This is a genomic window from Evansella sp. AB-P1, assembly GCF_029688925.1.
Taxonomy (GTDB): Bacteria; Bacillota; Bacilli; order Bacillales; family Salisediminibacteriaceae; genus Evansella.
This window is the reverse complement of record NZ_JARUKY010000008.1, coordinates 66052-92566: the sequence shown is the minus strand read 5'-3', so window position 1 is coordinate 92566 and position 26515 is coordinate 66052. Positions and strand designations below refer to the sequence as shown.

Below are 26515 nucleotides of genomic sequence, written 5' to 3'. Positions count from 1 at the left end.
ATGGGTTTTTTAGAAGACATTAAAAAGAATATTATCGTTGCTGATGGGGCAATGGGTACACTACTCTATTCATATGGTATTGGAAATTGCTTAGAGGAATTAAATCTTTCACAGCCTGATCAAATAAAAAGCATTCATCGTGCGTATTTGGATGCAGGTGCACAACTCATTCAAACAAATACGTATGGGGCAAATTACGAAAAACTATCTCGATATGGTTTAGAGGGACAAGTAAAGGAAATAAATATTGCGGCAGTTCAATTAGCTAAAGCAGCAATAAATGATTTTAACAATAGTGGTCTAATTGGCGAGCAAGAACGAGAACAGAAATACTTATTCGGAACAATAGGTGGTATAAGGACCGTACCAGGAAAGCCAATTCCAGAGGCGGATATAAAAAGAGTCTTTATAGAACAGCTTTCTACCTTATTAAATGAAGGTGTCGATGGTATTCTTTTAGAAACATACCATGATTTTGAAGAGTTAAAGATAGTGGTGGAAATTGCGAGAGAGGAAACAGATTTACCGATTGTTGCTCAGCTGTCTTTAACGGATGTAGGAATAGTTCATGGTGGGATACCTGTGAATGATGCTTTAGAAAAAATTGAAGAACTGGGAGCAGACGTGGTTGGATTAAACTGTCGTATGGGTCCTCATCATATGATTCGTTCTTTAGAAAAAGTATCTATTTTATCGAAGGCTTTTTTATCAACCTATCCAAACGCGAGCTTGCCTAGCTATGATGATGGTAACTACCATTATTCAGCTAATTCTGACTACTTTGAGGAATCAGCTATTCATCTTTGGAAGCAAGGAGTACGACTTATTGGAGGGTGCTGTGGAACGACACCTGACCACATTCGATCAATTTCTAGGGCAGTAAAAGGAAAGAAGCCAATCCTAACAAAGGAAATGACTAAAAATGATATCCCTAAAATTACTCACAAAGTAGTTGTTGAAAAGCCAATTTTCAAACAAAATGATGAAGATCTTCAAGAAATTCCAAAACATAGAGATGCAGTCATCGTTGAGTTAGATCCTCCAAAAGGGCTGCAAAAAGATAAGTTTATTGAAGGGGCAAATGCATTAAAAAGAGCTGGAGTAGATGCCATTACATTAGCTGATAACTCATTAGCAACACCTCGGATTTGTAATTTAAGTATGGCTATGATTTTAAAAGAAAAAATGAATACGACACCACTTGTGCATATTACGTGTCGGGATCGTAATTTAATTGGTCTTCAATCTCATCTCATGGGATTATCAACATTAGGCATTAAAAACTTGCTGGCTATTACTGGAGATCCTGCAAAGGTGGGGGATTTCCCTGGTGCAACTTCTGTGTATGATGTTTCATCCTTTGAATTTATTCAGCTAATAAAACAATGTAATGATGGTATATCATTTTCAGGGAAACCTTTAGGTGCTAAAACAAATTTTTCTGTTGCTGCAGCCTTTAATCCTAACGTACGACACCTAGATCAAGCAGTGAGAAGAATGGAAAAGAAAATTGAGTACGGTGCCGATTACTTTTTAACACAGCCAGTATATTCAGATGAACAGATAAGAGCAATCTATGAAGAAACGAAACATTTAACAACACCTATTTATATTGGAATAATGCCACTTACAGGATATCGTAATGCGGAATTTTTGCATCATGAAGTTCCTGGTATTAAACTAACAGATAGTGTTCGTAATATTATGGCACAACATAAGGACGACAAGGTAGCATCTAAAAAAGAAGGTATTGCCATAGCGAAATCACTTATTGATTGTGCATTAGACTATTTTAAGGGGATTTATTTAATTACCCCGTTTATGAATTATGAAATGACCGTTGAGTTAACAGAATATATAAGAGAAAAAACAGGTACAATCATTCAACCTCAACGTCAATTGGAAAGGAATGCTGGAAATGGGCAATTCATTGTTTGAGCAGCAGCTTCAAAAGAAAATCATCGTATTTGATGGTGCAACAGGAACGATGTTTCAAGAGGCTAATTTAACAGCTGAACATTTTGGGGGAGAGGAATATGAAGGCTGTAATGAGTTTTTAAATATTATTTCTCCTAAAATTGTTGAGGATGTACATCTGAAATATCTTGAAGCGGGCTCAGATATGATTGAAACAAATACATTCGGAGCAACTAGCATTGTTTTAGATGATTATGATTTAGGTCATCGAGCAGAAGAAATTAATTATGTTTCTGCTCAAATTGCACGAAAAGCCGCAGATAAGCTTTCTACACCGGAATGGCCGCGCTTTGTTGCAGGTGCTATGGGTCCAACGACAAAGGCAATCTCTGTCACAGGAGGAGTTACCTTTGAAGAATTAGTTGATACTTATGAGGAGCAAGTTCGTGGTTTGATTCGTGGCGGTGTGGATGTTTTATTATTGGAAACAAGTCAAGATATGAGAAATGTGAAGGCGGGCTTTTTAGGAATTCAAAAAGCATCGAAAGCATTAAAGAAGGAATTACCGTTAATTGTTTCTGGTACGATCGAACCGATGGGAACGACGTTGGCAGGTCAAAATATTGAAGCCTTTTATCTTTCCTTAGAGCATATGAAGCCAGTAATGGTTGGATTAAACTGTGCTACAGGTCCGGAGTTTATGAGAGATCACATACGTTCGTTGTCTGATTTGGCTACTACAGCTGTGAGTTGTTATCCTAATGCGGGTCTTCCAGATGAAGATGGAAATTATCATGAATCTCCTGAATCTCTTGCAACGAAAATTGCAGCTTTTGCTGAAAAGGGCTGGCTAAATCTAGTTGGAGGATGTTGTGGGACAAGGCCTGAACATATAAAAGCAATGGCTGAAGCTGTTAAAGACTTTCCACCAAGAGAAATTCCAAAGGACCACCCTCATGCTGTTTCTGGAATAGAGCCATTAGTTTATGATGAGGGAATGCGTCCACTCATGGTTGGAGAACGTACGAATGTGATTGGTTCGCGAAAGTTTAAGCGTCTTATTAATGAGAGGAAATTTGAAGAAGCTTCTGAAATTGCACGAGCTCAGGTAAAAGGTGGGGCACATATTATTGACTTGTGCTTGGCAGACCCTGATAGTGACGAGCTAGAGGATATGGAGCTATTTCTTCAACAAGTAATTAACAAAGTGAAGGTTCCATTAATGATTGACTCTACCGATGAGCTAGTGATAGAACGGGCACTTACTTATTCTCAAGGTAAGGCAATTATAAATTCAATTAATTTAGAGGATGGGGAAGAACGTTTTGAAAAGATTATCCCTCTCGTTCATAAATTTGGAGCAGCGGTTGTTGTCGGAACAATTGATGAAGTTGGAATGGCAACGACTGCCGAGAGAAAATTAGAGGTTGCTAAGCGGTCTTATGATTTATTAGTAAACAAGTATGGGTTAAATCCAACGGATATTATTTTTGATCCACTCGTCTTTCCTGTAGGTACAGGAGATGAACAGTACATCGGTGCTGCAAAAGCAACTGTAGAAGGTATTAAACTAATTAAAGAAGCACTACCTAAATGTTTAACAATATTAGGTGTCAGTAATGTTTCCTTTGGACTTCCTCCTGTAGGTAGAGAAATCGTGAATGCTGTGTATTTGTATCACTGTACAAAAGCAGGTCTAGATTATGCAATTGTTAACACGGAAAAGCTAGAACGTTTTGCCTCTATCCCAAATGTGGAGAGAGAGATGGCTGAAAAGCTGTTGTTTGATACGACAGATGAAACATTGGCAAAATTAGTGGAGTTCTATCGAGGGAAAAAGTCCATTGATAAGAAACCAGTAAATACAATGCCATTGGAGGAACGTTTGGCTCATTACGTTGTAGAAGGTACAAAGGAAGGATTAATTCCAGACCTTGAAAAGGCATTATCTACTTACTCAGATCCATTGGAAATAATAAATGGTCCTTTGATGACAGGGATGGCAGAAGTAGGGGAACTATTTGATAAGAATCAATTAATAGTGGCGGAAGTACTACAAAGTGCTGAGGTTATGAAGGCTGCTGTTGCCTATTTAGAGCAATTTATGGAGATAAAAGATGATAGTGGAAAAGGAAAGGTACTATTAGCAACTGTAAAAGGTGATGTACACGATATAGGAAAAAATCTTGTTGAAATCATACTAAGTAATAATGGTTTTAGGGTCGTAGATTTAGGAATTAAGGTGGCACCTCAAACATTAATTGAAGCAGTACGCAAAGAGAATCCAGATATGATTGGACTTTCAGGATTACTTGTGAAATCTGCTCAGCAAATGGTGTTAACGGCCCAAGACTTACGTCAGTCAGATATATCTATTCCAATTCTTGTTGGGGGAGCTGCCCTTTCAAGAAAGTTTACAGATAATAAGATCTCTGCTGAATACTTAGGACCTGTTATTTATGCTAAGGATGCAATGGATGGATTAAATATAGCAAATAGATTACAGAACCCTGAGGAGAGGGAAAAAATCGATCTCTCTTTCCAAGAAAAGCAGGAGCAGAGACAGCTAGCTGAAGGAAATAATGTAGCAAGTGAAATTACTACAACAATGACCGCGGTGAAGGTACGTTCAAAAGTTTCAACGACTGTTCCTGTATATACACCACCTGATACTGTGCGACATATTTTACGAAATATTTCTTTACCACACATCGTGCCTTATATAAATTTGCAAATGTTATTAGGAAAGCATTTAGGGTTGCAAGGAAAAGTCAAAAGGTTGTTAGATGAAAAAAATGAAAAAGCTATTGAGCTAAAAGAGGTAATCGATGAATTAATTAAAGAAGCCACTAGAGATGGGAATATCTCTTTAAATGGGATGTATCAGTTTTTCCCTGCTCAAGCGGATAATAATGATATTCTCATTTATGATCCTGCTGATGAAAAAACAGTCATTAAAAGGTTTAGTTTTCCTAGGCAGCAGAAGGAACCATATTTAACGTTAGGGGACTTCTTACGTCCTGTGAGTAGTGGAGAAATGGATTATGTTGGTTTCTTATCTGTTACTGCTGGAAAAGGAATAAGAGAGCAAGCGCAGAAGATGAAAGAAGCAGGAGATTATTTACGCAGTCACGCATTACAAGCATTGGCATTAGAGTTAGCAGAAGGACTAGCGGAATACGTACACCATTTAATGCGAGATCAATGGGGCATTCCTGATTCGGCGGATTTTACAATGCAAGATCGTTTTTCCGCAAAATATCAAGGTGTCAGAGTATCGTATGGATATCCAGCATGCCCAAATCTTGAAGATCAAGCAAAGTTATTTCAATTAATCCATCCTGAGGATATTGGTGTTCAATTAACAGAAGGGTTTATGATGGAGCCTGAGGCTTCTGTTACTGCAATGGTGTTTGCTCATCCAGAAGGTAGATATTTTAGTGTGTAGGTTAGAATGAAGAATACTGGAATGGATTTGTTATAAATGAGCTTCTAACTTACTGTTTTTTACTATCCTTTATAAAATAATCGCACTAAGACTTAGTCTCAGTGCGATTATTGTTATATCTGGAAAGAGAACCTCTATTGTTTTCCAAACAAGTCCTATCCAATCATGGAATCTAAATTCTTTAATTCTAATTCCTCAAATTTCTTTACCATTTTAGAACGGTTAATATTAAAGATAGCAGAGTCTAGTGGACAAGTAACCCCAACCTCACAATAAATTCTTGCAAGCTTTCGTGAAAGATGAAGCATTTCTAAATCTGTTTCAATCTTATTTCGTTGTGATTTAGTAAGCTCTTGAATGTTGTCCAAAATCCCTTCAATCGTTTCATATTTTTTCAGTAAATTTAGTGCTGTCTTTTCTCCTATACCTTTTACACCAGGGTAGTTGTCACTACTATCACCCATAAGAGCCTTTAAGTCTACCATTTGCTGAGGAGTGATACCTTTCTCTTCAAAAAATACATCTTCTTTATATACTTCATAATTTCCATACCCTTTTTTAAGAAGTACCACATAAACATTTTCTTCAATTAGCTGCAAGATATCTTGATCACCTGTAAGGATATAAACTTCGGAATCTTCTTTGTAATGATGTGCTAACGTGCCGATACAATCATCAGCCTCGTATCCAACTAATCCTACATTTGGAATATCAAGCTCTTCAACAACATCCTTAACAATGTCAAATTGTGGAATTAACTCCACAGGTGGTTCTCCGCGATTGGCTTTATAATTAGGATACATTTCAGTTCTGAAAGTTTTACTCCCCATATCCCAACAGCATATGACGTGTGTCGGTTTATACGTATTAACAGCCGTAAAGAGATGTTTTACAAAGCCATGGATGGCGTTTGTAGGTGTTCCTTTACTGTTTATCATAAAATAGCCACTCATTGCAGTTGCATAAAAGGATCGAAATAGTAAGGCCATACCGTCTACTAACATTACTTTATTTTTATTTTCCATAATTAACTCCTTTTAAAAAATGATATAGACCTAATTATAACAAAAAAGCTAATATGTTTATTTAGATTTTAATTGGAAATCTAGAAATAATTCTGTTGTTGCATAAAAAATACAACCTATGTGATGAATTATATCTTGTACATTAATGATTAAATAATTCCAACATCATATACATAGTATTGTTTTATCAAAATAAATAACTGGCCAGGAAGAAAATACTCTTAAAAGGGGGATGTTTCTTGTTTCAATTACCTATACAAGATCCTGTTAAGATATTTGCATTAACAATGGTCATCTTTTTTTTGGCCCCTCTTTTAATGAATAAATTGAGAATACCTGGTATTATTGGTCCAATTTTGGCTGGAATTATTATTGGCCCAAATGGTCTAAATATTTTAGATCGGGATCAAACCATCGTTTTACTTGGGACTGTAGGGTTATTGTTTATTATTTTTATTGCTGGATTGGAATTAGATCTTGATGGTTTTAAAAAATACAAGGATAGAAGCTTTTACTTTGGTGGTTTATCTTTTTTAATTCCTTTTATGCTAGGAACAACATTTTGTCTTATGATGGGCTATTCTGTTATCGCATCTATTTTGATTGGTTCCATTGTTGGTTCTCACACATTACTCGGATATCCGATTGCAAGTAGATTAGGTATAGGTAAAAACAAAGCTGTAACCACTGCTGTTGGAGGAACTCTAGTAACAGATACTTCGGCATTGCTTGTATTAGCAGTGATTACAGGGGCCGTGTATGGTGAGCTGTCATTACAATTTTGGATTACATTAGGTATTTCAATTACCATATTTGTATCAGTTGTTTTAGTAGGTATCCCGTATATTTCACGCTGGTTTTTTAGAAATATTAGTAGCGAAGGAATTAAAGATTTCACTTTTGTAATGGTTATATTATTTGTGGCAGGTTTTTTAGCTTTAGTTGCAGGATTAGAACCTATAATTGGAGCTTTTCTAGCAGGCTTAGCACTAAATCGACTCATTATTGAAAATGGCCCACTGATGAATCGTATTCGCTTTTTTGGAAATGCATTGTTTATCCCTTTTTTCTTATTATCTGTAGGAATGCTAATGGATTTAACTGTCCTTTTTAGTGATCCAAGTGCTTGGCTTTTAACAACTTTAATCTTAGGTGCTGTATTTCTTGGAAAAGCACTTGCACCATATCTAATAGGGAAAATATACGGATACAGTACCACAGAGATTAAAGTGATGTTTGGTTTAACCATTCCACAAGCAGCAGCAACATTAGCTGCAACACTAGTTGGATTTAATGTCGGACTATTAGATCAATCAACGATTAATGGAGTCATCGTTATGATACTCATTACTTGTATCATTGGCCCATCGTATGTTGATAAATTTGGACGAAAACTAGCATTAAGCGAGGAAGAAAAACCATATATAAGAAAAGAGGGGCCAGAACGTATTATGATTCCATTATCGGATCCTAATACGATGGAATCTTTGCTAGATCTATCTTTTATTATTAAAGAATCCAAGAGTGTGGATCAACCATTATATCCATTAACTGTTGTTCAAAAGGAAGGAAAAGCCGCAGAAAGTGGAGTGGCGCAAGCTGAAAAAATGCTTGGGCATGCGGTTATGTATGCCTCTGGTGCAGATATGCCTGTACGTGTGTTAACGAGAGTAGATTTAAACGTGTCAGATGGTATTGCTCGTGCTATAACGGAAGAAAGAATTAATATTATTGTTGCAGGTTGGGATGCTAAAATGTCATACAAGCAACTGTTTGGAAGTGTTATTGATCGTGTAATTGATCAAACGAATCAGACTGTACTCGTGTCTAAATTAGGTCAACCGCTAAATACGACTAAACGAGTAGTTTTAGTTATTTCTTATGGTGCTAATCGTAAACCAGGATTCACAGATGCTTTACAGAAAATAAAATTGATTACAACTAAATTAAATGTTTCTTTAGTTGTATTTGTTGTAAACGAAGAAACAGAAAAATACGTGCAATACATGAAAACAATAAAGCCTACACCTCCTACTACTTTAATTCAAATAGAATCATGGGAGCTTTTTTATAATAACTTTGTACCTAAAATGAATAAGGATGATTTAACGATTATCTTAAGTGCTAGAAGAGGAACAATCGCTTGGCATTCTCAATTAGAAAAATTACCTGTAAAGTTCGTCCAAGCAGAGTGCAAAAGCTTTATTATCTTTTATCCAGCTGAAGAAGAGGAGTTAGATATTAGAGGTTCTCGAGGAACGGAGGTTCCAAAGGATTTCTTACACTTTAAGAATAAGTAATTATTAGTAAGGTTTTTATATGGATGTAAATGACTGTCTCAAAGGTTTTTCAGTCTCTTTGAGACAGTTAACATTACTCCTTAATCCCTTCTAACCATTCCTTATAGCAATCATAACACAGAGGTTTTTCCATGTGTTCACTTTCCGTTGTATTCGTAAAAACTGCGAATCGAGTATATTCACCAATTTCATTTTGACAGTAGAAGCATGTATTGTACATTTTTATTTCCTTTCGTACTTAATATTTGTAGTGTGAAGCACCATGCATTTATCCACTTCCGTGAATTATGAATATTTAAGGCTTTAATACAACTTTAATACAGTCATCGTGCTTTTCATCAAAAATATCATAGCCATATTCAGCTTTATCTAGAGGTAGACGATGACTAATAATATCAGTTGGATCGAATTCTTCGTTTACTATTTTTTTATATAATTCAGGAATGAAATGGATCACTGGTGCTTGTCCCATTCGTAAAGTAATATTTCTAGCAAAAAAGTCTCCTAAAGGAAACATGTTGTACCTTGTTCCGTAAACACCAACGATGCTAACAGTACCCCCTTTTCGAACGCATTGACTTGCCATAACGATTGGTCCCATTGTCCCCCCTTGAAGCTTAAGGGCTGTTTCCACCATTTCCATTGCTGATTTTTTTCCATCCATTCCTACACAATCAATGACAGCATCAGCACCTCCTCCTGTTATTTCCTTCAAGTGAGATCCAAGATTATCAAATGTTGAAAAGTCAAACACTTCCACATTATTAGTCCTTTTCGCATGCTCTAATCGGTATTGAACATAATCTACGGCAATTACTCGCTTTGCCCCTTTTAACCATGCAAACTTTTGAGCTAAAAGCCCTACTGGACCACAGCCCAAAACGATGACTGTATCATCTTTTTTTACTTCCCCTTGCTCTACTCCCCAATAGGCAGTTGGAATAATATCAGATAAAAATAGCAGCTTTTCATCTTCTAATTCACAGGACTCAGGTACGACAAACGGTGTAAAATTCCCATAAGGAACCCTTAGTAATTCAGCTTGACCTCCTGGATAACCACCAAAAGTATTTGAGTACCCAAAATATGCTCCTGCTTCTCCATTGGGATTTGCATTGTCACATTGACTCTCTAATTCATTTTTACAGAAAAAGCATTCTCCACATGCGATATTAAATGGGATGATGACTCGATCTCCTTTTTTTACTTTTGTTACTTCAGGACCTACCTCTTCTACAATCCCCATCGGTTCGTGTCCAATAATATAATCCTCAGGGAAATTGGGAACCATTCCGTGAACGAGATGAAGGTCTGAACCGCAGATAGAAGTACTTGTAATTTTAACGAGGACGTCATCCTTTTTTTCTAGCTTTGCATTTGGAACTTCTTTTACTTTTACATCCTTTATTCCTTGATAAGTGACAGCTTTCATTTTCTGTACTCCTTTAAAAAAATAGTATATAGCTTGATGTTATTTTTTCTAATCATTCAAAAGTTATGTAGTGAATCTACTTAGTCCATAAATAGGAAATAGGGGGAGGTTTATAAGTATAGGTGGAGGTAGTAGGAAGTATCCTAAGCAAAGGATTGATTTTTAGGAAGGGGTATTACGAATGGAATTTCATTGGATTTGGAAAGCTGTCATCATCGTGCTGTTTGGTACAGTTGTTTTAAGAGTTGCGGGGCGAAAATCAATATCTCAAATGACTGTAGCTCAAACGGTACTTATGATATCTATTGGTACATTGATGATTCAGCCAGTAAGTGATAAGAACATTTGGATTACTTTTTTAATAGCAATTCTACTAGTCATAACATTATTTGTTATCGAATATTTGCAAATAAAGTTTGAAAAATTTGAAAAGTTTTTTAGTGGCAATGCAATCGTTATAATTGAAAATGGAGAATTAAATATTGAAAACTTAAAGAAGCTTCGGTTAACTGTTGATAAATTAGAAATGAGATTGAGACAAAAAAATGTGAAAAAAATTGAAGATGTGCAGTGGGCAACAATCGAACCAAATGGTGAAATTGGCTATGCATTAAAAAAGCATTTGCAATATGCAACCAAGGAAGATATTCAAATGGTGATTGATCTAATCCAAGCCAAGTTTCCTCAGCCTCCACTTAGTAAAAGTGTCATTAAAGCAGAAGATCCAAACAACATTTTTAATGAACTAAAAAATGATAAAATAAATCGAATAAACCCTAGGAAAAATAAAAAGAACGTTACCAATAATGAATTGAGATAAAATTGTACCAATTGTTACTTACTTATGCATGAATAGCCAAAATAAAAGAATGATATAAAAAGTTATTAAACCAACTATAATAGTTGCAATTATTTGAAGGTTTATTTTAATTTTAACAGAACAGTATACTTGTATAGAAGGGGGATGAAAGTGAGGTACTTTTTTATTATTGTTTTATCTTTATTTATACTTTCTGCTTGTAAAATTAGTGAAGATAATGAGAGTGAAGACTATGAATATTACAAATAACAATATTATAGGTGAAAGGAATTGGAATATAGAAATAGTTGCAGAAAATTTGCAGATTCCTTGGATATTAATGTATATGAAAATACATTCTTTATTACCGAACGAGAAGGAAATATAGTAGAATTGGAGAATCAATCTTTTGAACGTTTTCCTGTAGAAACCTCTGATCCCATCGTTCATGTAGGTGAAGGGTGAATTAATAACACAGATGGAAGAGGCACTCCTGTTTCAAATGATGATAGGTTGTTTAAACTTACCGTATTGGACTAATTTTTTTCTGTTATTTATATTATAATTCTCAGAAAGAGGAATGATGGGCTTGGAAAATGCATAATTGTAATTAAGTTGTCCATATAGAGTGGATGTGGTACAAGTATTGCTTCCATGTGAGGTCTATCCTGAAAATAGAAACAGTTCAGGAGTGAAGGGTGACGACTCCAGCGACGAGCATATGCTTCACGAATAAGCTTCGAGTTGTCTCGACGCATATAACAACAGAGCAACACTTGCAGAGGCAGAGACAGGCCCATGTACTTTAGCAGTTTACAAAATATATAGTGTGGAGGCTGAAGCATTGCCCGTGCAGCCAGGATGGCAGGATTACGCCGTTGCCCACAGGACGTGGGCTGACCTTAGGCGTAATTGATTCACCAGTAACGGATGAACACCCTTAGAAAGAATATTTTCATCCTCCATGGTGCAGATCTTCGCTTGCATGTGAGGTCTACACTGAAAATAGAAATGGTTCAGGAGTGAAGGGTAATGGTGATGACTCCAGTGGGATCAGCACGAGTCCGAAAATCCCCTACCACTTACCGAGTAAGTGGTAGGAATTTGAGGCCGTGGCCCACGTTAAAGAAGACACTGTGAAGCATGAACAGATGTCGCACTTATGCCTGTGGTGAAAGCCACCAGTAACGGATGAACACCCTTAGAAAGAATATTTTCATCCTCCATGGTGCAAAATTTCACTTGCATAGGGAGATCTTATATAAAATTACAAAGTGGGGATGCATATGAGAATTCAAGTAATAAATGTAAGCTCTAAATCAAAAAAGAAGAAAATTTTTAAAGGGATTGGGATAGGCGTAGGTATAGTTGTTTTAATCTGGGCAACTATTTTCATATTTCCAGTCTCTGAAAGACCTATGAAACCATTTTTTGAATGGGAACATGATCGCCCAATTGTAATTGCGCATCAAGGTGGAGAGCATTTAGCACCTTCGAATACCCTAATTGCCTTTGAACAAGCAAGGAATATGGGGGTAGATGCTATTGAATTTGATGTACATATGACAAAGGATGGGCATCTTGTTGCTATCCATGATAATACAGTGGACCGAACAACAAATGGTGAAGGTCGTGTTAATGATCTTACTTTAGAGGAAATAAAGATGTTAGATGCGGCAGATTATTTTCAAGATTTAAACGGTGAGTATCGTTATCGAGGGCAGGGCATTACAATACCAACGGTTGAAGAGATTTTCGAAGAGTTTTCGGATATGAAAATGGTTATTGAAGCGAAAAAAACAAATGATCCAGAATTGTACATGCCTATGACGGAGAGGCTTTGGGAATTAATTCAGCAATATGATTTAGAAGACCAAATATTAATTGCCTCTTTTGATCAACAAATTATAGAGAAATTTACTGAAATTACAAATGGAAGAATCGCCGTAAGTGGTGGGAGAGATGAAATTACTAGGTTTGTTGTCTTTCATAAGTTATTTTTGAACAGCTTGTATAGGCCAAAGGTAGATGCTGTTCAAATTCCTACTGAGGAAGGTAACTTTAATTTACAGGATTGGAAATTAATTCAAGGTGCTGATCGGCGTGGGATGGAGGTTCATTATTGGACAATTAATGATCGAGAAACGATGGAAGAATTAATAGATTTAGGTGCGGATGGTATAATTACAGATCGTCCAGATATACTTTTAGAGATATTAGAGGAACATTAAAATAATGAAAAGAAGAAAAGGAGATGCTACGAGTAACGGGTTCCGTATCCTATCGCAAAATTGCAGATTACAGCCGAAAATGTAAGTAAATTTGTACCTATATTTCACCCTGATTTGTGACATATCAAAAACTGTAAAAATGTATCAAAATGATCGATACATTTTTACAGTTTTCTTACTTTTTACTTGTTGAACTAACGCACCTGTTTAACAAGGGATTCAATTATTATTAGATTATTTTATGTAAGAATAACCACTGCCCAAATCTCTGTACTCCAATATCATAATTAAGTTCTTTATTGTGGATGGAAAAAATCCTTGTTCCAAATTCATCTAATGATAATTCATTTTCTGGGAAAGTATTTATAAATCCGTACTGTTTAAAATTAAAGAAGATATCCATACATCTTCTGATTGTCTTTTGAACGCTACGGATTCATAATCACAGTTATCTTCGTAATAACCTAAATGCAGATGATATCTATCGTCATACAATATATTCATTTAGTACCTCTTTCATTAAATTTTGTTAATAACTAAAGCACCCGATTGTTGAAGAAGATTTCACTATAATCTCCTTAGACGTTATTGATTCCTCTTAATAATTTCCAAAACTTCATCTTGAATAATATTATAAAAACGTTCCTGCTCCTCAATAAAAGGAGTATGTGAGGAATTATTAAAGGTGTACATTTTCTTGTATGGAGCTTCAATTGATTCATAAAAACGTTTAGCTTGGGTGTGTGTTGTTTGATAATCATGCAACCCCTGAAGTATAAAGACTGGGAGGTTAAGCGTTGGAACAAGATGTACCAAATCGGTTGTTGCCATAACATGAGCTAATGACTGGTAGCTGGAAACACTCCCTTGAAAAATATTCATTCGTTCTTTTAGAGTATAATTTGGACAAGAAAGAACTTGTCTTAGATTTTCAAAATTCGAGTATCCACTGTGCTTAAAGCCACCTCCATACCTGTTCGTAAATTTAGCTCTAACTGAACCGTATAACCGATTCTTATAGTAATTTTCATCAAATGTTATATTTTCTATTTGTTTAATCGCTCGTTTATCATTGTGATTGATTGCCGTTTTTAAAATAAAGTTATATGTTTCATTTTCCGATTCTTTTGGTGAGCCTACTTGACCAACTCCAATATAAGCGTGGAAAAGGTCAGGATTCATACTTGCTACAAGACTTCCAAGGTAAGTCCCCCATGAATGACCAAGAATAAACACTTTGTCTTGTGAATATTTACTTCTCAGATAATTTACAACTGCAATAGTATCGTCAACTAACTGTTCGACGGTCAGTGGTTTTTTAGCTTCTTTAGCATGATATGACATTCCTGTTCCTCTTTGGTCCCAATAACACACGTCGAAGAACTGTTCGAGCCTAATACCATGAGCTTTAATGATAGGATAAGCAGGAAATCCTGGACCACCATGTAAAAATAATAATAGAGGGTTGCCTTGATTTAAAGATTCAATGATTATTCCTTGTTTTGAGCCGTTAATTTCCAAGTACTCTTTTGTTGTTATGCCTATTCCACTTTTTCCGCTAATGTTATTCAAAGGTTTTTCAAAAGACTTTAAAAGCACACTCACAGCTCCTTTCCAATAATGTATTTACCTATACTTCTCAATAGATTTATTGTTTCTTCAACTCCCCGTTTGTTTAAGTAGCTTTGTTCACAAACTATATACATATTTTAACATATATAGTTAGATTATTTTTTGAAATATTCAAATAAATAACTAATATATGATTAACCTTAAAAATATGCTCGGTTAAATATATCTGGAATTGTATATAAAATTGTCCATATACACCAGCCAGTGTATATGGACAATTTGTACTGCAACTTATGATACATATTTTGTATTGATTTAATGATAAACCCTACAATATCAACAAAAATTGAGTGTCAATTTAGCGTACATTTTTACACTCAGTTTGCAATGCATTTTTGACATTTGTGATAGGTAACAGAACCCGTTAGGCTAAGAGCATTTCCTTTTTTTCTTTGTAAGAGTTATATAAGGTTATGTTTTTTTTCTACCCTGAAAATAGACGGTTCAGTAGTGAAGGGTGACGACTCCAGCGGGAAAAGCAATAGCAGAAGACCCGACAATTCGGCACGATAATGCGAAGTGTGGAGGCTGAGGCATAGCCCGCGGAAAGCTGCTACCTGTAACAAATGAACCTACTTGATAAGTATTTTCATCCCCTATGGTGCAAATCTACACTTGCATGGGCTGTCACCCTGAAAATAAAAAGGGTTCTAGACGCCCGAAATGCAGTAGGTGACTATTGCCTGTGGTGAAAGCGTTCACCAGTAAAGGATGAACCACCTTGATGTTTATCTATAATCACATCAAACTTTTCTTAAAACTGCGACTAATGCAGGGGAATTGATTGTAAATTCCTCCTTATTAAAGCTACCAAAAATATCAAAGTGTGAGAAACTAGATTTCTTGATAATATTTACAAACGAATCCTTTTTAAGTGGTAGAAGCTTCGTAACATTTTTTAATTCATTCGTCTCTTCGTTGTTCTTAATAGTTATTTTTCCTTCAAAGATAATCCAAGGGTCCTCTAGTTTATAAGAACGTTCAAACTGAATTTCCTTTTCTTCATTAATAATGATTGGTAGTTCCATTATATTTTTTTCGAATATTCGATCGTAGTTTACAGTTTGGATAATTAGTATTCCATTGTTATTTAATCGTTCATAGCAATCATCTAAAACGTCTATCATCTCATTATGACTATCTAAGTGCACAAAAGAATTACCGATACAAAGGATAATATCAAATGTCTGTGGAGAAAGTGTTCCTATGTCTTTCATATTCATCTGTTTCGCATGAAATGGTTTTAATAAATGGCTATTCTTTTTGTTCATTAGTGATACCATATCCTCATTTATGTCTGTCGCTACTACGTTATATCCCTTTTGAGTCAACTTTGCTGCCTCTGCTCCAGTTCCTGCAGCTAAATCTAATACGGATATAGCCCCTGTTTTTTGTAATACAAGGCTTTCAATTAATGAAATTGCTTTTTCATTCGTAGCAAAAATATCATCATAATAATTACTTAATGTGGAGTAAAAGTCCATTTTGATTTCACCTACCTATATTATTACATTCATTAAATCATAGATAGCTATTTGTTTTCAGTGAGACAACTCACCAATTTTTATCAGAGCATTTTTTTATATAGTTTTACTAATAAAAACATTGCTATACTTCTCAAAACTTTAATTTAAATCTCAAGTATGACTTTTTTCATCTACTATTCTCTATTTTTTAATTGTTTCCGTGCAATAAAAAAGACGGGTAATGGAATTAGAATCCAAGCGAGACTTTTAAAAAAACCATTTTTAGCGTATGCTTTTTCTCTATCAATAGAGTCAGATTTTAATTGTTCATAGCGTTCATATAATTCCTCGTGTGAAAGATCCTCATTGGAGGTGCTTTTGTCATTAAAATAGGCGCGATTTAATGAATATTCATCAAATGACTCGTAATAAGGGGTAGGAAAGACTATATCACTTAGAAATATAAATGAAGAAACAGCGCCACCAATCATCATTACTAAAGTAATTAACATAACTAAGTAAAAGTAAATACTTCGAACCATATTGTTCACTCCTTTAATATCAAGCTATTTAATATATATTATAGTAATTTATTTTTTGATTAGGCCTATTGTCGAGAAAAATAAAATAAGGTGTACCAATAGAGATTTGGTACACCTTATACTTACATATTTTCTTGGAGTTCTGGATATGATTCTAATAAATGATTCGTGACTTCATCTTCAAATTGGAGGAAAATTCGATATAAATACTCTTCATCTGTTTCTCTATGATTTTGACTGCTTTGTGAACTGAAATGACTTTCAATATTATTCCATATAAAAGGTTTTAAGTAATGGTATTCTAAATGTCGTACATACAATGAATCATCTATTCTCTTCAGTTCATTTACAAGAACAGTCTTCTTTAAGTCATCCTCTTCTAGAAAGTTTTCTTCCTCAACAAATGCTAAAAAATCTTCATCTGAATAACTGAAATCTGCAGTCTCTGTTGCTACTTGCATCCATGCTTGAAGATCTCTAGCTACCCACCTTGCTTCATCCTCCAATTCAATGTCTTCAGTAAAGTTGCTCCCCATAAGACTGGATAGTACTTGGTCAAGGCGTGCATGTTCAAAGAATGATTGCTCACTTGGTGCTTCTAGTGGAGTGAGAGTTACTCTTTCAATTGCTTCTTCTGCAAATTCTCGAAGATCTTCTTCATCCTCTTCGTTATCTTCCATAGTTGCTTCAAAATTCTCTTCTCTTTCTTCAGCAATGTTGATGGATTCAATATCAGTTGCAATCGTTTCTTCATCTGGTTCTATTGTTTCACTAATTGCAATTGGTTGAGACTCTTGTTGTGGTTCATTTGTGTACATGAAAAATAAAGATAATGATAAGGCGAATAGGGCTATTCCTCCAACTAAATAATATAATTTCTTTCTATTTGTCATTTTTTCACCTCAAAGTAGGTAGGTAGAATAGTCAATAATATACTTAGATATATATTATAATAGATAAAAATTATTAACGAAATAGGTAACATGTATAGGAGATATACATTGGAATAATAATGACTCTTATTTTAAGATGCGAATGGATAATAACAATTTTTGTTTTAATGTTATCATTCACAACGATTAATAAATTGATACGTATGAAATTGAATGATAGCTATTTTATACATATGAATTTATTCCAATAATATCATTCAGATAGAGAATAATCATATAATGTTACGAATTCAAAGCCTTGTTGTTGTAGGATGGGAATTGCCTCTATTATTCCTTCAGCAGTACCACTAGTTGGTTGATTCATGTGAAGTAAGACGATTGAACCTGGTTGAGAAGCTAGTAGAGAATTTTTCACTTGCTCACTAGTAAAGGTAGCTCCTGCATCACCTAAAACATTATAATTTACGACAGATAACCCTAGGTCATTAACAATATTCACCGCAACTTCATCATAGTAGGCAGTTCCTGAACGAAAGAAACTAGGTTTTCTTCCTGTTATTTCTGAGATAAGCAGTTGATTTTCCATAACTTCGGCTATTACTTCTTCTACACTTTTCGTACCACTTATTCCCCAGGCTGTTCCACCATTAATTGATAACGGTAGATGCTCTGTCCCGTGATTTTCAATATAAAAGAGAGGGTCTTCACTTAATTCAAGAAATACACTTCTATTTTCTTTAATCCACCTAGCATTGATAAACAAAGTTGCAGGTATATTATTTTCTCTTAAATACCTAATTAATTTCTCATCATACCCACTGCCATATGGACCGCCACAGGCATCAAAAGTTAAGGCAATGACATGGTCATTCGTTTCTAACTTGTTTTTTACTCCTGTAACCTGCTCCCCCCATTGTGTTGGATGTAATGATTCACTTTCCCATCGATTTTTTATATCCTTTATATCCGCCTGGGCTATTGAGTGTTGTTCTTCAATAGATGGTAAAAGAATCTCTTTCTTATTCATACTATAGATTATATGATGACCTTCTAGTATTGTAGTATTAGAAACATTGTCATGTTTGAAATAATAAGATAAAAAGGATACTAGTAGGGTGAATGCTAGCAGGGGAAATATAACTATCATTTTGTTCGAACGTTTCATATTTTTGCTCCAAAAAAGTTATTTTGTTCGTAGATATTTTTTGTATACAGAAGCACATGGTCCTGTCTCTTCCTCATCTAATGTTATTTTTACATTATTCTTTATCTATGACAAGTAACTTATAGAAAAACCTAACTTGTCTATCATAGACATCCCTGTCCTTTCAACTATATAATGGGGGAGAATGGAATTGTCCTGTAAATAAAAATGTTATAAATGTAATCAAACTTCAAGGAAGGTGAAAGAATGGAATCAGGTATTGTGTCAGAAGACTACTTAACCCTTCAATATGAAATGATGGAAGCACAGCAGAAAATAAAAGTTAATATTGAAAAAAATATTGAATTAGAGATTATAGAAGAAGAGCTAAATTTTGAAAAACCAGTTTTACCTCAATTAAAACAGGTTCCAATACCGCTTCCTCTATTTCATGAAGCATTACTACAAATTGCACATGTTCTCATAGAACAGAACACATTAATCGAAAATAAGCTAATTGATACCTTAAAGCAGCTTAAGAAAGAAGAGCTAGTGAATTGGATTAAATCTAGCATCATGTTTGATACAGAATTTTTCCAATCATTTTCTGTGAAAAATGATCTTGAAGCATGGGTGCCTCATTTTGTTGCGGAACAAGCGTTAAGACCATTTTTACATGTTGTTAGTGAAAAGTGTACTACCATTATTCATAAATTTGATGTAATGGGGACTTGTCCATGTTGTGGAGAACCACCTCGATTAGGAAAAGTAGATGAGGGGGAGAATAAATTGCTAACATGTCCACGGTGCGAAACAGATTGGAATCAGAAAAAAAATGCATGTGTGCATTGTGGAGAAGATCGTGAAGGAATGCTTATATATTTAGGCATGGAAGAAGATGATTCTATCTTATTGGAAGTGTGTAAAACCTGTAGGAACTATTTAAAGCTTGTTGAGAAGGAAAAAGATAAGAAGAAATCTGCTGCACTTATAGACTTAGAAACACTACCTTTAGATTTTGTTGCGCAGGAAGAAGGATATGGTGATTCTAATTAAATGAGTAAAAAGGTACTGCAAAATATTGTACAGCCTGTAACTGGTGTTATTTTAGCTGGTGGTAAATCACGTAGGATGGGAACGAATAAAGCTTTATTAGAGATAAATGGAGAAAAGGTAGTAAATCGTATTGAAAAGCATTTAAATAATATTACGAATGATATCGTATTAATTACCAATAATCTAGAAGCGTTTAGTTTTATTCAACATAAAATTGCAAAAGATATTCACATAGGGAAAGGACCCTTATCAGGTATTCATTCTGGTATTACTCATTCTACTAATGAATGGTGTTTTGTAGTGGCATGTGATCTCCCTTTCTTTAATGAACCCATTGGCCAATATATGATATCGTTAATAGGACAAGAGCCTATAGGAGGAATTGTCCCGAAAATAAACGGAAAGCTACACCCTCTCTATGCTTTATATCATCGATCTATTCTTCAGGAAGTAGAAAACAGCTTAAATAGTAACACGTTAAAAATAACGGAACTATTAGAAAAATTAGATGTTTGTATTATTTCTGAGAGGGACTTCTATAAAAAAGGATTTACTGAGGAAGAGGTTGAAATGGCTTTTTTTAATATGAATCGTCCAGAGGACTATATAAAGGCACAACATTTCAATTTAAAATTATTTATAGAAAAGCATAAATTTCAGAATAGATACTAGACTGGAGGTGGTCTTCATAGTTACAAAAGAATTTACAGACTTCTATAATAATCTTGTTTCCTTCTCCACTGCTGACCACCCATTTTCAAAAAGTCCAAAGCATGTTTGGGTTATAAGTCAATATCTTGGTAACTGGCTATTAACTATTCATCCTTCAAGAGGTTTGGAATTTCCTGGAGGGAAGGTTGAAGAAGGTGAAGCTCCATCAGAAGCTGCTAAGCGTGAAGTTTTTGAAGAAACTGGAGGAATTGTTTCAGAACTCCATTACATTGGTCAATACAAGGTAGAGGGAAAAAGTGAAGTAGTTATAAAAAATGTTTACTTTGCTGTTGTAGAAGATTTAATTTCAAAGAAAAACTATTTTGAAACCAAGGGACCAAAGCTACTAAAAAAAATACCTACAAATGTACGTACGAATGATCAGTATAGCTTCATTATGAAAGATGATGTATTAGAGCTGAGTATAAAGGAAGTTAATCGAAGGTTTTTTTAATATAAGTTTTATTAATGATATCTAGCTTAAGGCGCCAGAGGCTCGAGGTCAAATAACCTACCAGCAAAAAAAGTAAAAAAGCGCTTTTTATCTGGCAGAACATTTGCTTGTCGCCAGAGCCAGGACGGTGACATTACGCCATTGCCCACAGGACGTGGGCTGTAGTTAGGCATAATTGGGGCGCCTTACGCTTTTCTTATGATTGATGTTTATGAATAAGTTTTCTCTCTAATACCTCAACTAATTGATACATAATTGTTGCAAGGATAGCAATTATGATAAGTGATAGCATGACAAGAGTAAAATTAAATACTTGGAATCCATAAACAATCATATATCCTAATCCTTGCTTAGATACTAAAAATTCACCTACAATTACTCCAACCCATGCAAGCCCAACATTGACTTTTAAAGTTGAAATAATGGTGGGATAGGAAGCGGGAAATATTACTGAAAAAAAGGATTGTCTTTTTGACGCGCCAAAAGACTTAATTACTTTGAGATAATTCTCATCTACATTTTTAAATGCACTGTACACAACCATTGTAGTAATGACGACAGAAATTAATGCCCCCATGGCAACGATTGAAGTAAAGCCTGGCCCTAATCCTACAATTAATATCGGTCCAAGGGCTACTTTTGGCATTGAATTTAAAATGACGATATATGGGTCTAACACTCTTGATAAAAATGGTGACCACCAAAGTATTCCAGCCATCATTGTTCCTAAAATCGTACCTAGTAAGAATCCTAGTATAGTTTCAAATAAGGTAACAGAAGTATGGGTAAACAAACTTCCATCTTGCATTCTAGTTAGAAAAAGATTCCATACTCTTGATGGAGAACTAAATAGTAAAGGATCGATCCATCGGTTTACAGTAGCTATCTCCCAAAATGAAAAAAAGAAGATAAGCATGGAAACTTGAGATAATCGAATATAACGATTTGTTTTAGCTAATTTATTTACATAATCACGATGAAGCTTTTCATTTAGAGTTTTCAAGAGATTCCAACTCCTTCCATACCTCTTGAAACCAATTATTATAGGAAGGATGGTTTCGAACTTCGAAAGGCTGCTTATATTTTAATTCATCTGGGATCGTAAAAACTTTGTGAATTTTACCTGGACTATGATCAAGCAAAATAACTCGATCACTCATTGCGATAGCTTCACCAATATCGTGTGTTACTAAAATAGCTGTTTTTTCGTGATCTTTTATTGTTAAATATACTAAATCTTCTAATTTGAGCTTTGTCTGAAAGTCTAATGCTGAGAAAGGTTCATCTAATAATAGTAATTTAGGGTCTGTGGATAACATTCGCACAAGTGCAACCCGCTGTCTCATTCCGCCAGATAGTTGATTAGGGTAGTCTTTTAGTTTATTTTTTAACCCCATTTGATTTAATAAATCTATAGCATTTTCCTTTGTCTCTTTTGTCAATTTATCCATCGTTTTCAATCCTAAGAAAATATTATCTTCTATTGTTAACCAAGGAAATAAGTAATCTTGCTGAAGCATATAGCCTGTTTCAGGTGTAGGTTTTTTAATGTTCTTTCCGTCCAGTTTCACTGTTCCACTTGTAGGAAGAATTAGACCAGAAATTAGTGATAGGAGGGTTGTTTTACCGCATCCACTTGGACCAATTAAAGAAACAAATTCTCCTTGTTGAACAGAAAAACTTATATCCTTTACTGCTTCTGTAAACGTATCCTTAGAAAAAAATGTTTTATCAACGTTATCTAATTGAAGAAAAGCCATTATAAAACCTCCTCTCAATACTGTAACTTTCTTCCATAAAAGGGTTGAACAATGTCTCAAAAGGCACTATTCCTTTCGAGACATTGCTTTTTAATGAATTTATTTCCTAGTAATTTGTCGTACGTTCATTTAAACTCTATACCTTTACTATTCTTCCATTATCTTCGTTGATATCTCTGTATTAACTAAGTCAGAGTATTGTACTTCCATTGGCAATTCACCAGCTTCATTCATCATTTCCTGTAATAGATACCAGGCATTCTCTTGTAATAATGGTGTGTCTGCATAGGATCCTTGGTCACGATAACGTTCTACTACTTGCTCAATAGTCTCTAAAGAAGTATCGTCAAAGAATTCCGAAATAGCCTCTGCAACTACATCTGCTGATTGTTCCTGTACCCATTGCTGAGCTCGATAAAGTGCTCTAGTAAATTTCTCAATTGTTTCTTCGTTTTCACTGATAAAGCTATCCTTAGACATATAAACAGTATATGGAATATTACCAGATTGAGTTCCAAAGGAATCGATAATATAGCCAATCCCTTCCTCTTCAAATTGAGTAGCTTGTGGTTCAAATAACTGTACGTAATCTCCCGTACCGGAGGCAAAGGCAGAAGGAATGTTTCCAAAGTCAATATTTTGAATTAATTCTAAATCGTTATGAGGGTCAATACCATGTTGCTTAAGAACAAATTCACCAACCATTTGAGGCATTCCACCTGCACGTTGCCCAAGGAAAGTGCTTCCCTTTAAATCGTCCCATTCAAAATTATCAACAGGTTCGCGTGAAACAAGGAATGTCCCATCTGTTTGGGTCAATTGTGCAAGAATAACTATAAAACTGGGTAATCTTGTTTATTGATATTAAATTGGGGGAGTTAAAGAGTATAGAGATTTATTAATTAAAGGTGAAAGATTGCTTCGGAGAAAAAATAAAGTTATCCTATAACGGATATGAAAAGAGATATAATAAATTCTAAAAATATTTGATTGTATAGTCTTTTTTTGAGGTATATTTATATTTTTTGCAGGAATTTATAATTTTTCAGAGAATTCTATTAAATGATATCTAATGTTAAATAATGTTATAGTTGAATTTAATTGTACTGGATACATTAATAGGAGGGATAATATGAGTGATGCAGAGTTGTTAAATACTTATAACGTGCCATTAATAAGAAATTTTGAAGTTCAGTATCTCAAGCCTCTAATTGGAAAGCATATTCCTGATTTTAACAAAGCGTATAATGAAGCAGAAGGGGTAACTGGATGGGCTAAAATTACTGACTTACTTAACAAAAAAGTTCGTGATGGTTTTGACGATTCAGAAATTGAGAATGAGTTGTTTGAAAAATTAGTATTTGATGTTCCAGACCATATTTTTATTCTCCCTCTTATTTCAGAGATTGATGCTAATGAGTTTATGGAAAGACATTCTGATGCAGAAGAAATAAATAGAAGAATTGCCATGACTCTACCTTCGGAAACTAAACTGATTACTATAAGACAAGTTGATAATAAAGTGGTTTTGTTATATAGGAGTGGTGTTGCTGAAGTTGGCGAAGTGAAAGCTTCTTTATATATCCCTTGTATATTGGATTTTGAAAATGATTTTGCTATTGTGAAAGTAAGATTACACCATGTGAAAATGTCAAATACCAATTTACATGAAATACACCAACTTGTAATTAACGATATAAATGACAATGAAGATTTTGACTTCACTATTTCTAATTTCAATAGTAAATCAATACATGAAGTTTTATTTCAAATGTTTGAAGATGAATCATATAAAGCTGAAAAAGTAATAAAAAAACATATGGACGAATTTACTGAATCAACATTAATTGAAAAAGTAACAAACTTTCTTGAAGAGGATTTGAAACTAAAAGATCCAGATAATTATATAGATCGAGTAAAATCTGCATTTTACCAAGACCTTTCCTCTCAATTAGGAGACGAAATTTTCTATGAAGGTTATGTTTTTGCAATTTCATTTTTAGATCGTGAATTAACTAGATCTGCAACTAGGAATTCTAAAAGAGACCCTATATATAACAAGAAAATATATTGGAACTTAAAAGATTTAATTCATGAACAACAGGAACTAACTGAAATTTCTCTATATTGGCGTTTTGATAAAGAGGATTTTACCAAAGTCCCTGTAGGGAAAGAATTTTCTTTTGTAGAAATTAGTTTGCGTGAAAAGAATGGCTCTCTTGAAATACACTTCTATAACACTAAAACAGATCGGAGGTTAAAGGAGGATTATGTTATATACAAAATTAAAGACTATTTATGAAGCTAAACCTTTTCTTGAAAAGCATTATCCATTCGATCAATACTATCCTTTATTACAAAGTCACATTACCAAAGAAATAAAATTAAATGCGGAATATTTTAACCCATACAGATTTGCTAATGAATTTAGTTTAGATTCCAAAAAGTCATTAAATTTTTTCATTTCCTTATCAACAGGAAAAGCTACAGTTTTCGAGAAGAATTATCAATATAATTGTGTGAATTGTAACTTACCCAAGATATTAACTTCTTTTGTGCTTACAGAAATGTTAGTTTGTGATGAATGTTATACACCGTTTTTTATTGAAGATGAGAATTCCCTAAAATATATTGAGTTTATTTTTAAGTTAAAAAGTGAAATACTTACGGATGTGAAGCAACAAATAAAAAAAGTGCAATCCTCCTCTAAGGAAACAAAGCGAGACTTAGAGGAGGATAGGGAGCAGTCAAGTTCTAATCCTAATATTGCTGATGTTCATAACCAAAAGGGACCATCAACACCAGATGTTGACTGGTACAGAGAACAAATAGCAGAATCATTAAGAGTTTCAATGAGGAAAACATAAAGTGAAAAAAATTCTTTCAAATTCTTTTTTTATATTTGCTACTTTAATAAGCTTCACTGCACTTTGTACAGCATTTACTCTTATATTATTTATAATTAACCGTGGAATTTTGGTAGATGAAACAAACATAAACATATTTGAAATCATTTTACGTACGTCTTTTGTATTTATTGGTAGCTTTTTATCAGGGTTTGTAGCATTTTTCATCTACTATTTAAATAACAGAAAAGAGTCGTTAGATAAAGACGAAGAACAGGAAAAATTCCTTAAAAAAATTAATTCAGAGTATAGTAATAATGTTGATATTATAAAATCTATTTATGAAGCCATAGGACATGTACCATCTGAAAAAGTTTTTGAATTAATTACTGAGGAAAATGGACCTATAAAAGAATTAGTAATAATACATTATTCAAAATTAGATTTAACATTCTATACGGCCTTTTGTAAAGAACTTTCAATCCAGGTGTATTCTGAAAATTCCGATCAATGGAACAAAGTAATAAGAATTAGAAAATATTTAGATTTATTATTAAATACAGTTACAGATAAAAGTAATGCTGTTGCTTTAATTGATGAAGTAAAGAGTAATATTTCATCGCTTTAATAAAGTGTTCTGTTATGTCATAAACCTATAATTACAATCAATTGTTATAATTTTACCTATATTCGTATGGTAATCATAATTGCTAAATGAGTGATATTATATATACTACCAGTGCCTCAAAATAGATTTAAAACCATCGGTTGACTAATCCTTTTTAATTAATTTGTATCTATAACCTGTACCTTAATTTTTTAATTTTTTTTTTGGAAACAACTTGTTATAATGTATAAT

The 26515-nt window shown here is 34.1% G+C and carries 21 protein-coding genes and 2 pseudogenes; 12 read left to right on the top strand and 11 right to left on the bottom strand.

Features of this window, described 5'->3' with window-relative positions; translation table 11 throughout:
- Window positions 1-1938 (top strand): bifunctional homocysteine S-methyltransferase/methylenetetrahydrofolate reductase, encoded by a 1938-nt coding sequence (locus QA612_RS10000; RefSeq protein ID WP_278283671.1) that lies wholly within the window; start codon window positions 1-3, stop codon window positions 1936-1938.
- Window positions 1919-5365 (top strand): methionine synthase, encoded by a 3447-nt coding sequence (gene metH / locus QA612_RS09995; RefSeq protein ID WP_278283670.1) that lies wholly within the window; start codon window positions 1919-1921, stop codon window positions 5363-5365. The genes QA612_RS10000 and metH overlap by 20 nt, the downstream gene beginning before the upstream one ends.
- 155 nt (window positions 5366-5520) lie before the next feature.
- Here the strand turns inward: metH and QA612_RS09990 are convergent, their stop codons facing one another.
- A complete protein-coding gene (locus QA612_RS09990; protein ID WP_278283669.1) occupies window positions 5521-6390 on the bottom strand; it encodes a 5'-3' exonuclease in 870 nt (289 codons plus the stop codon).
- A gap of 239 nt (window positions 6391-6629) precedes the next feature.
- On the opposite strand from QA612_RS09990, the gene QA612_RS09985 reads away from it, so the two are divergent.
- Window positions 6630-8690 (top strand): cation:proton antiporter, encoded by a 2061-nt coding sequence (locus QA612_RS09985; RefSeq protein ID WP_278283668.1) that lies wholly within the window; start codon window positions 6630-6632, stop codon window positions 8688-8690.
- A gap of 295 nt (window positions 8691-8985) precedes the next feature.
- On the opposite strand, the gene QA612_RS09980 is transcribed toward QA612_RS09985, so the two are convergent.
- Window positions 8986-10122 carry a zinc-dependent alcohol dehydrogenase gene (locus QA612_RS09980; protein WP_278283667.1) on the bottom strand — a complete coding sequence of 379 codons (1137 nt, stop codon included), beginning with the start codon at window positions 10120-10122 and terminating at the stop codon, window positions 8986-8988.
- Window positions 10123-10303: 181 nt separating this feature from the next.
- On the opposite strand from QA612_RS09980, the gene QA612_RS09975 reads away from it, so the two are divergent.
- The 3 genes from QA612_RS09975 to QA612_RS09965 all read left to right on the top strand — a co-directional run bounded on the left by QA612_RS09975 (window position 10304) and on the right by QA612_RS09965 (window position 13152).
- Complete coding sequence (locus QA612_RS09975; RefSeq protein ID WP_278283666.1) at window positions 10304-10942, top strand: DUF421 domain-containing protein; 639 nt, start codon at window positions 10304-10306, stop codon at window positions 10940-10942.
- Window positions 10943-11212: 270 nt separating this feature from the next.
- Window positions 11213-11386, top strand: a complete 174-nt coding sequence (locus tag QA612_RS09970; protein ID WP_278283665.1) for a hypothetical protein — start codon at window positions 11213-11215, stop codon at window positions 11384-11386.
- An 821-nt stretch (window positions 11387-12207) separates the two neighbouring features.
- Entirely contained in the window at window positions 12208-13152 is a 945-nt protein-coding gene (locus QA612_RS09965) for a glycerophosphodiester phosphodiesterase family protein (protein ID WP_278283664.1), read from the top strand.
- Between the two features lie 229 nt (window positions 13153-13381).
- Here the strand turns inward: QA612_RS09965 and QA612_RS09960 are convergent.
- From QA612_RS09960 to QA612_RS09935, 6 genes and pseudogenes are all read right to left on the bottom strand, one after another.
- Window positions 13382-13656 (bottom strand): annotated as a pseudogene (locus QA612_RS09960) (DUF3986 family protein).
- Between the two features lie 81 nt (window positions 13657-13737).
- A complete protein-coding gene (locus tag QA612_RS09955; RefSeq protein WP_278283663.1) occupies window positions 13738-14751 on the bottom strand; it encodes an alpha/beta fold hydrolase in 1014 nt (337 codons plus the stop codon).
- A 776-nt stretch (window positions 14752-15527) separates the two neighbouring features.
- A complete protein-coding gene (locus tag QA612_RS09950; RefSeq protein WP_278283662.1) occupies window positions 15528-16268 on the bottom strand; it encodes a class I SAM-dependent methyltransferase in 741 nt (246 codons plus the stop codon).
- A gap of 176 nt (window positions 16269-16444) precedes the next feature.
- Entirely contained in the window at window positions 16445-16792 is a 348-nt protein-coding gene (locus tag QA612_RS09945) for a hypothetical protein (protein WP_278283661.1), read from the bottom strand.
- A 122-nt stretch (window positions 16793-16914) separates the two neighbouring features.
- Window positions 16915-17685, bottom strand: a complete 771-nt coding sequence (locus QA612_RS09940) for a hypothetical protein (protein WP_278283660.1) — start codon at window positions 17683-17685, stop codon at window positions 16915-16917.
- A 253-nt stretch (window positions 17686-17938) separates the two neighbouring features.
- A complete protein-coding gene (locus QA612_RS09935; RefSeq protein ID WP_278283659.1) occupies window positions 17939-18850 on the bottom strand; it encodes a polysaccharide deacetylase family protein in 912 nt (303 codons plus the stop codon).
- A gap of 246 nt (window positions 18851-19096) precedes the next feature.
- On the opposite strand from QA612_RS09935, the gene QA612_RS09930 reads away from it, so the two are divergent.
- The 3 genes from QA612_RS09930 to ytkD are packed head-to-tail and all read left to right on the top strand — an operon-like array spanning window position 19097 to window position 21050.
- A complete protein-coding gene (locus QA612_RS09930; RefSeq protein WP_278283658.1) occupies window positions 19097-19885 on the top strand; it encodes a formate dehydrogenase accessory protein FdhE in 789 nt (262 codons plus the stop codon).
- On the top strand, window positions 19886-20557 hold the full coding sequence (gene mobA, locus QA612_RS09925; protein ID WP_278283657.1) for a molybdenum cofactor guanylyltransferase: 672 nt from the start codon (window positions 19886-19888) through the stop codon (window positions 20555-20557).
- Window positions 20558-20564: 7 nt separating this feature from the next.
- Window positions 20565-21050 carry an RNA deprotection pyrophosphohydrolase gene (gene ytkD / locus QA612_RS09920; protein WP_481804432.1) on the top strand — a complete coding sequence of 162 codons (486 nt, stop codon included), beginning with the start codon at window positions 20565-20567 and terminating at the stop codon, window positions 21048-21050.
- Between the two features lie 196 nt (window positions 21051-21246).
- On the opposite strand, the gene QA612_RS09915 is transcribed toward ytkD, so the two are convergent.
- From QA612_RS09915 to QA612_RS09905, 3 genes and pseudogenes are all read right to left on the bottom strand, one after another.
- Window positions 21247-22053, bottom strand: a complete 807-nt coding sequence (locus tag QA612_RS09915; RefSeq protein WP_278283656.1) for an ABC transporter permease — start codon at window positions 22051-22053, stop codon at window positions 21247-21249.
- Window positions 22037-22810 (bottom strand): ABC transporter ATP-binding protein, encoded by a 774-nt coding sequence (locus tag QA612_RS09910; protein WP_278283654.1) that lies wholly within the window; start codon window positions 22808-22810, stop codon window positions 22037-22039. The genes QA612_RS09915 and QA612_RS09910 overlap by 17 nt, the downstream gene beginning before the upstream one ends.
- A gap of 147 nt (window positions 22811-22957) precedes the next feature.
- Window positions 22958-23647: pseudogene (locus QA612_RS09905) on the bottom strand (ABC transporter substrate-binding protein); the annotation flags it as partial.
- A gap of 295 nt (window positions 23648-23942) precedes the next feature.
- On the opposite strand from QA612_RS09905, the gene QA612_RS09900 reads away from it, so the two are divergent.
- The 3 genes from QA612_RS09900 to QA612_RS09890 are packed head-to-tail and all read left to right on the top strand — an operon-like array spanning window position 23943 to window position 26284.
- On the top strand, window positions 23943-25112 hold the full coding sequence (locus QA612_RS09900) for a hypothetical protein (protein WP_278283653.1): 1170 nt from the start codon (window positions 23943-23945) through the stop codon (window positions 25110-25112).
- Window positions 25081-25677, top strand: a complete 597-nt coding sequence (locus QA612_RS09895; protein ID WP_278283651.1) for a hypothetical protein — start codon at window positions 25081-25083, stop codon at window positions 25675-25677. Before QA612_RS09900 ends, QA612_RS09895 begins: the two co-directional genes overlap by 32 nt.
- Before the next feature lies 1 nt (window position 25678).
- Window positions 25679-26284 (top strand): hypothetical protein, encoded by a 606-nt coding sequence (locus tag QA612_RS09890; protein ID WP_278283650.1) that lies wholly within the window; start codon window positions 25679-25681, stop codon window positions 26282-26284.
- The last annotated feature ends 231 nt before the right edge of the window (window positions 26285-26515 follow it).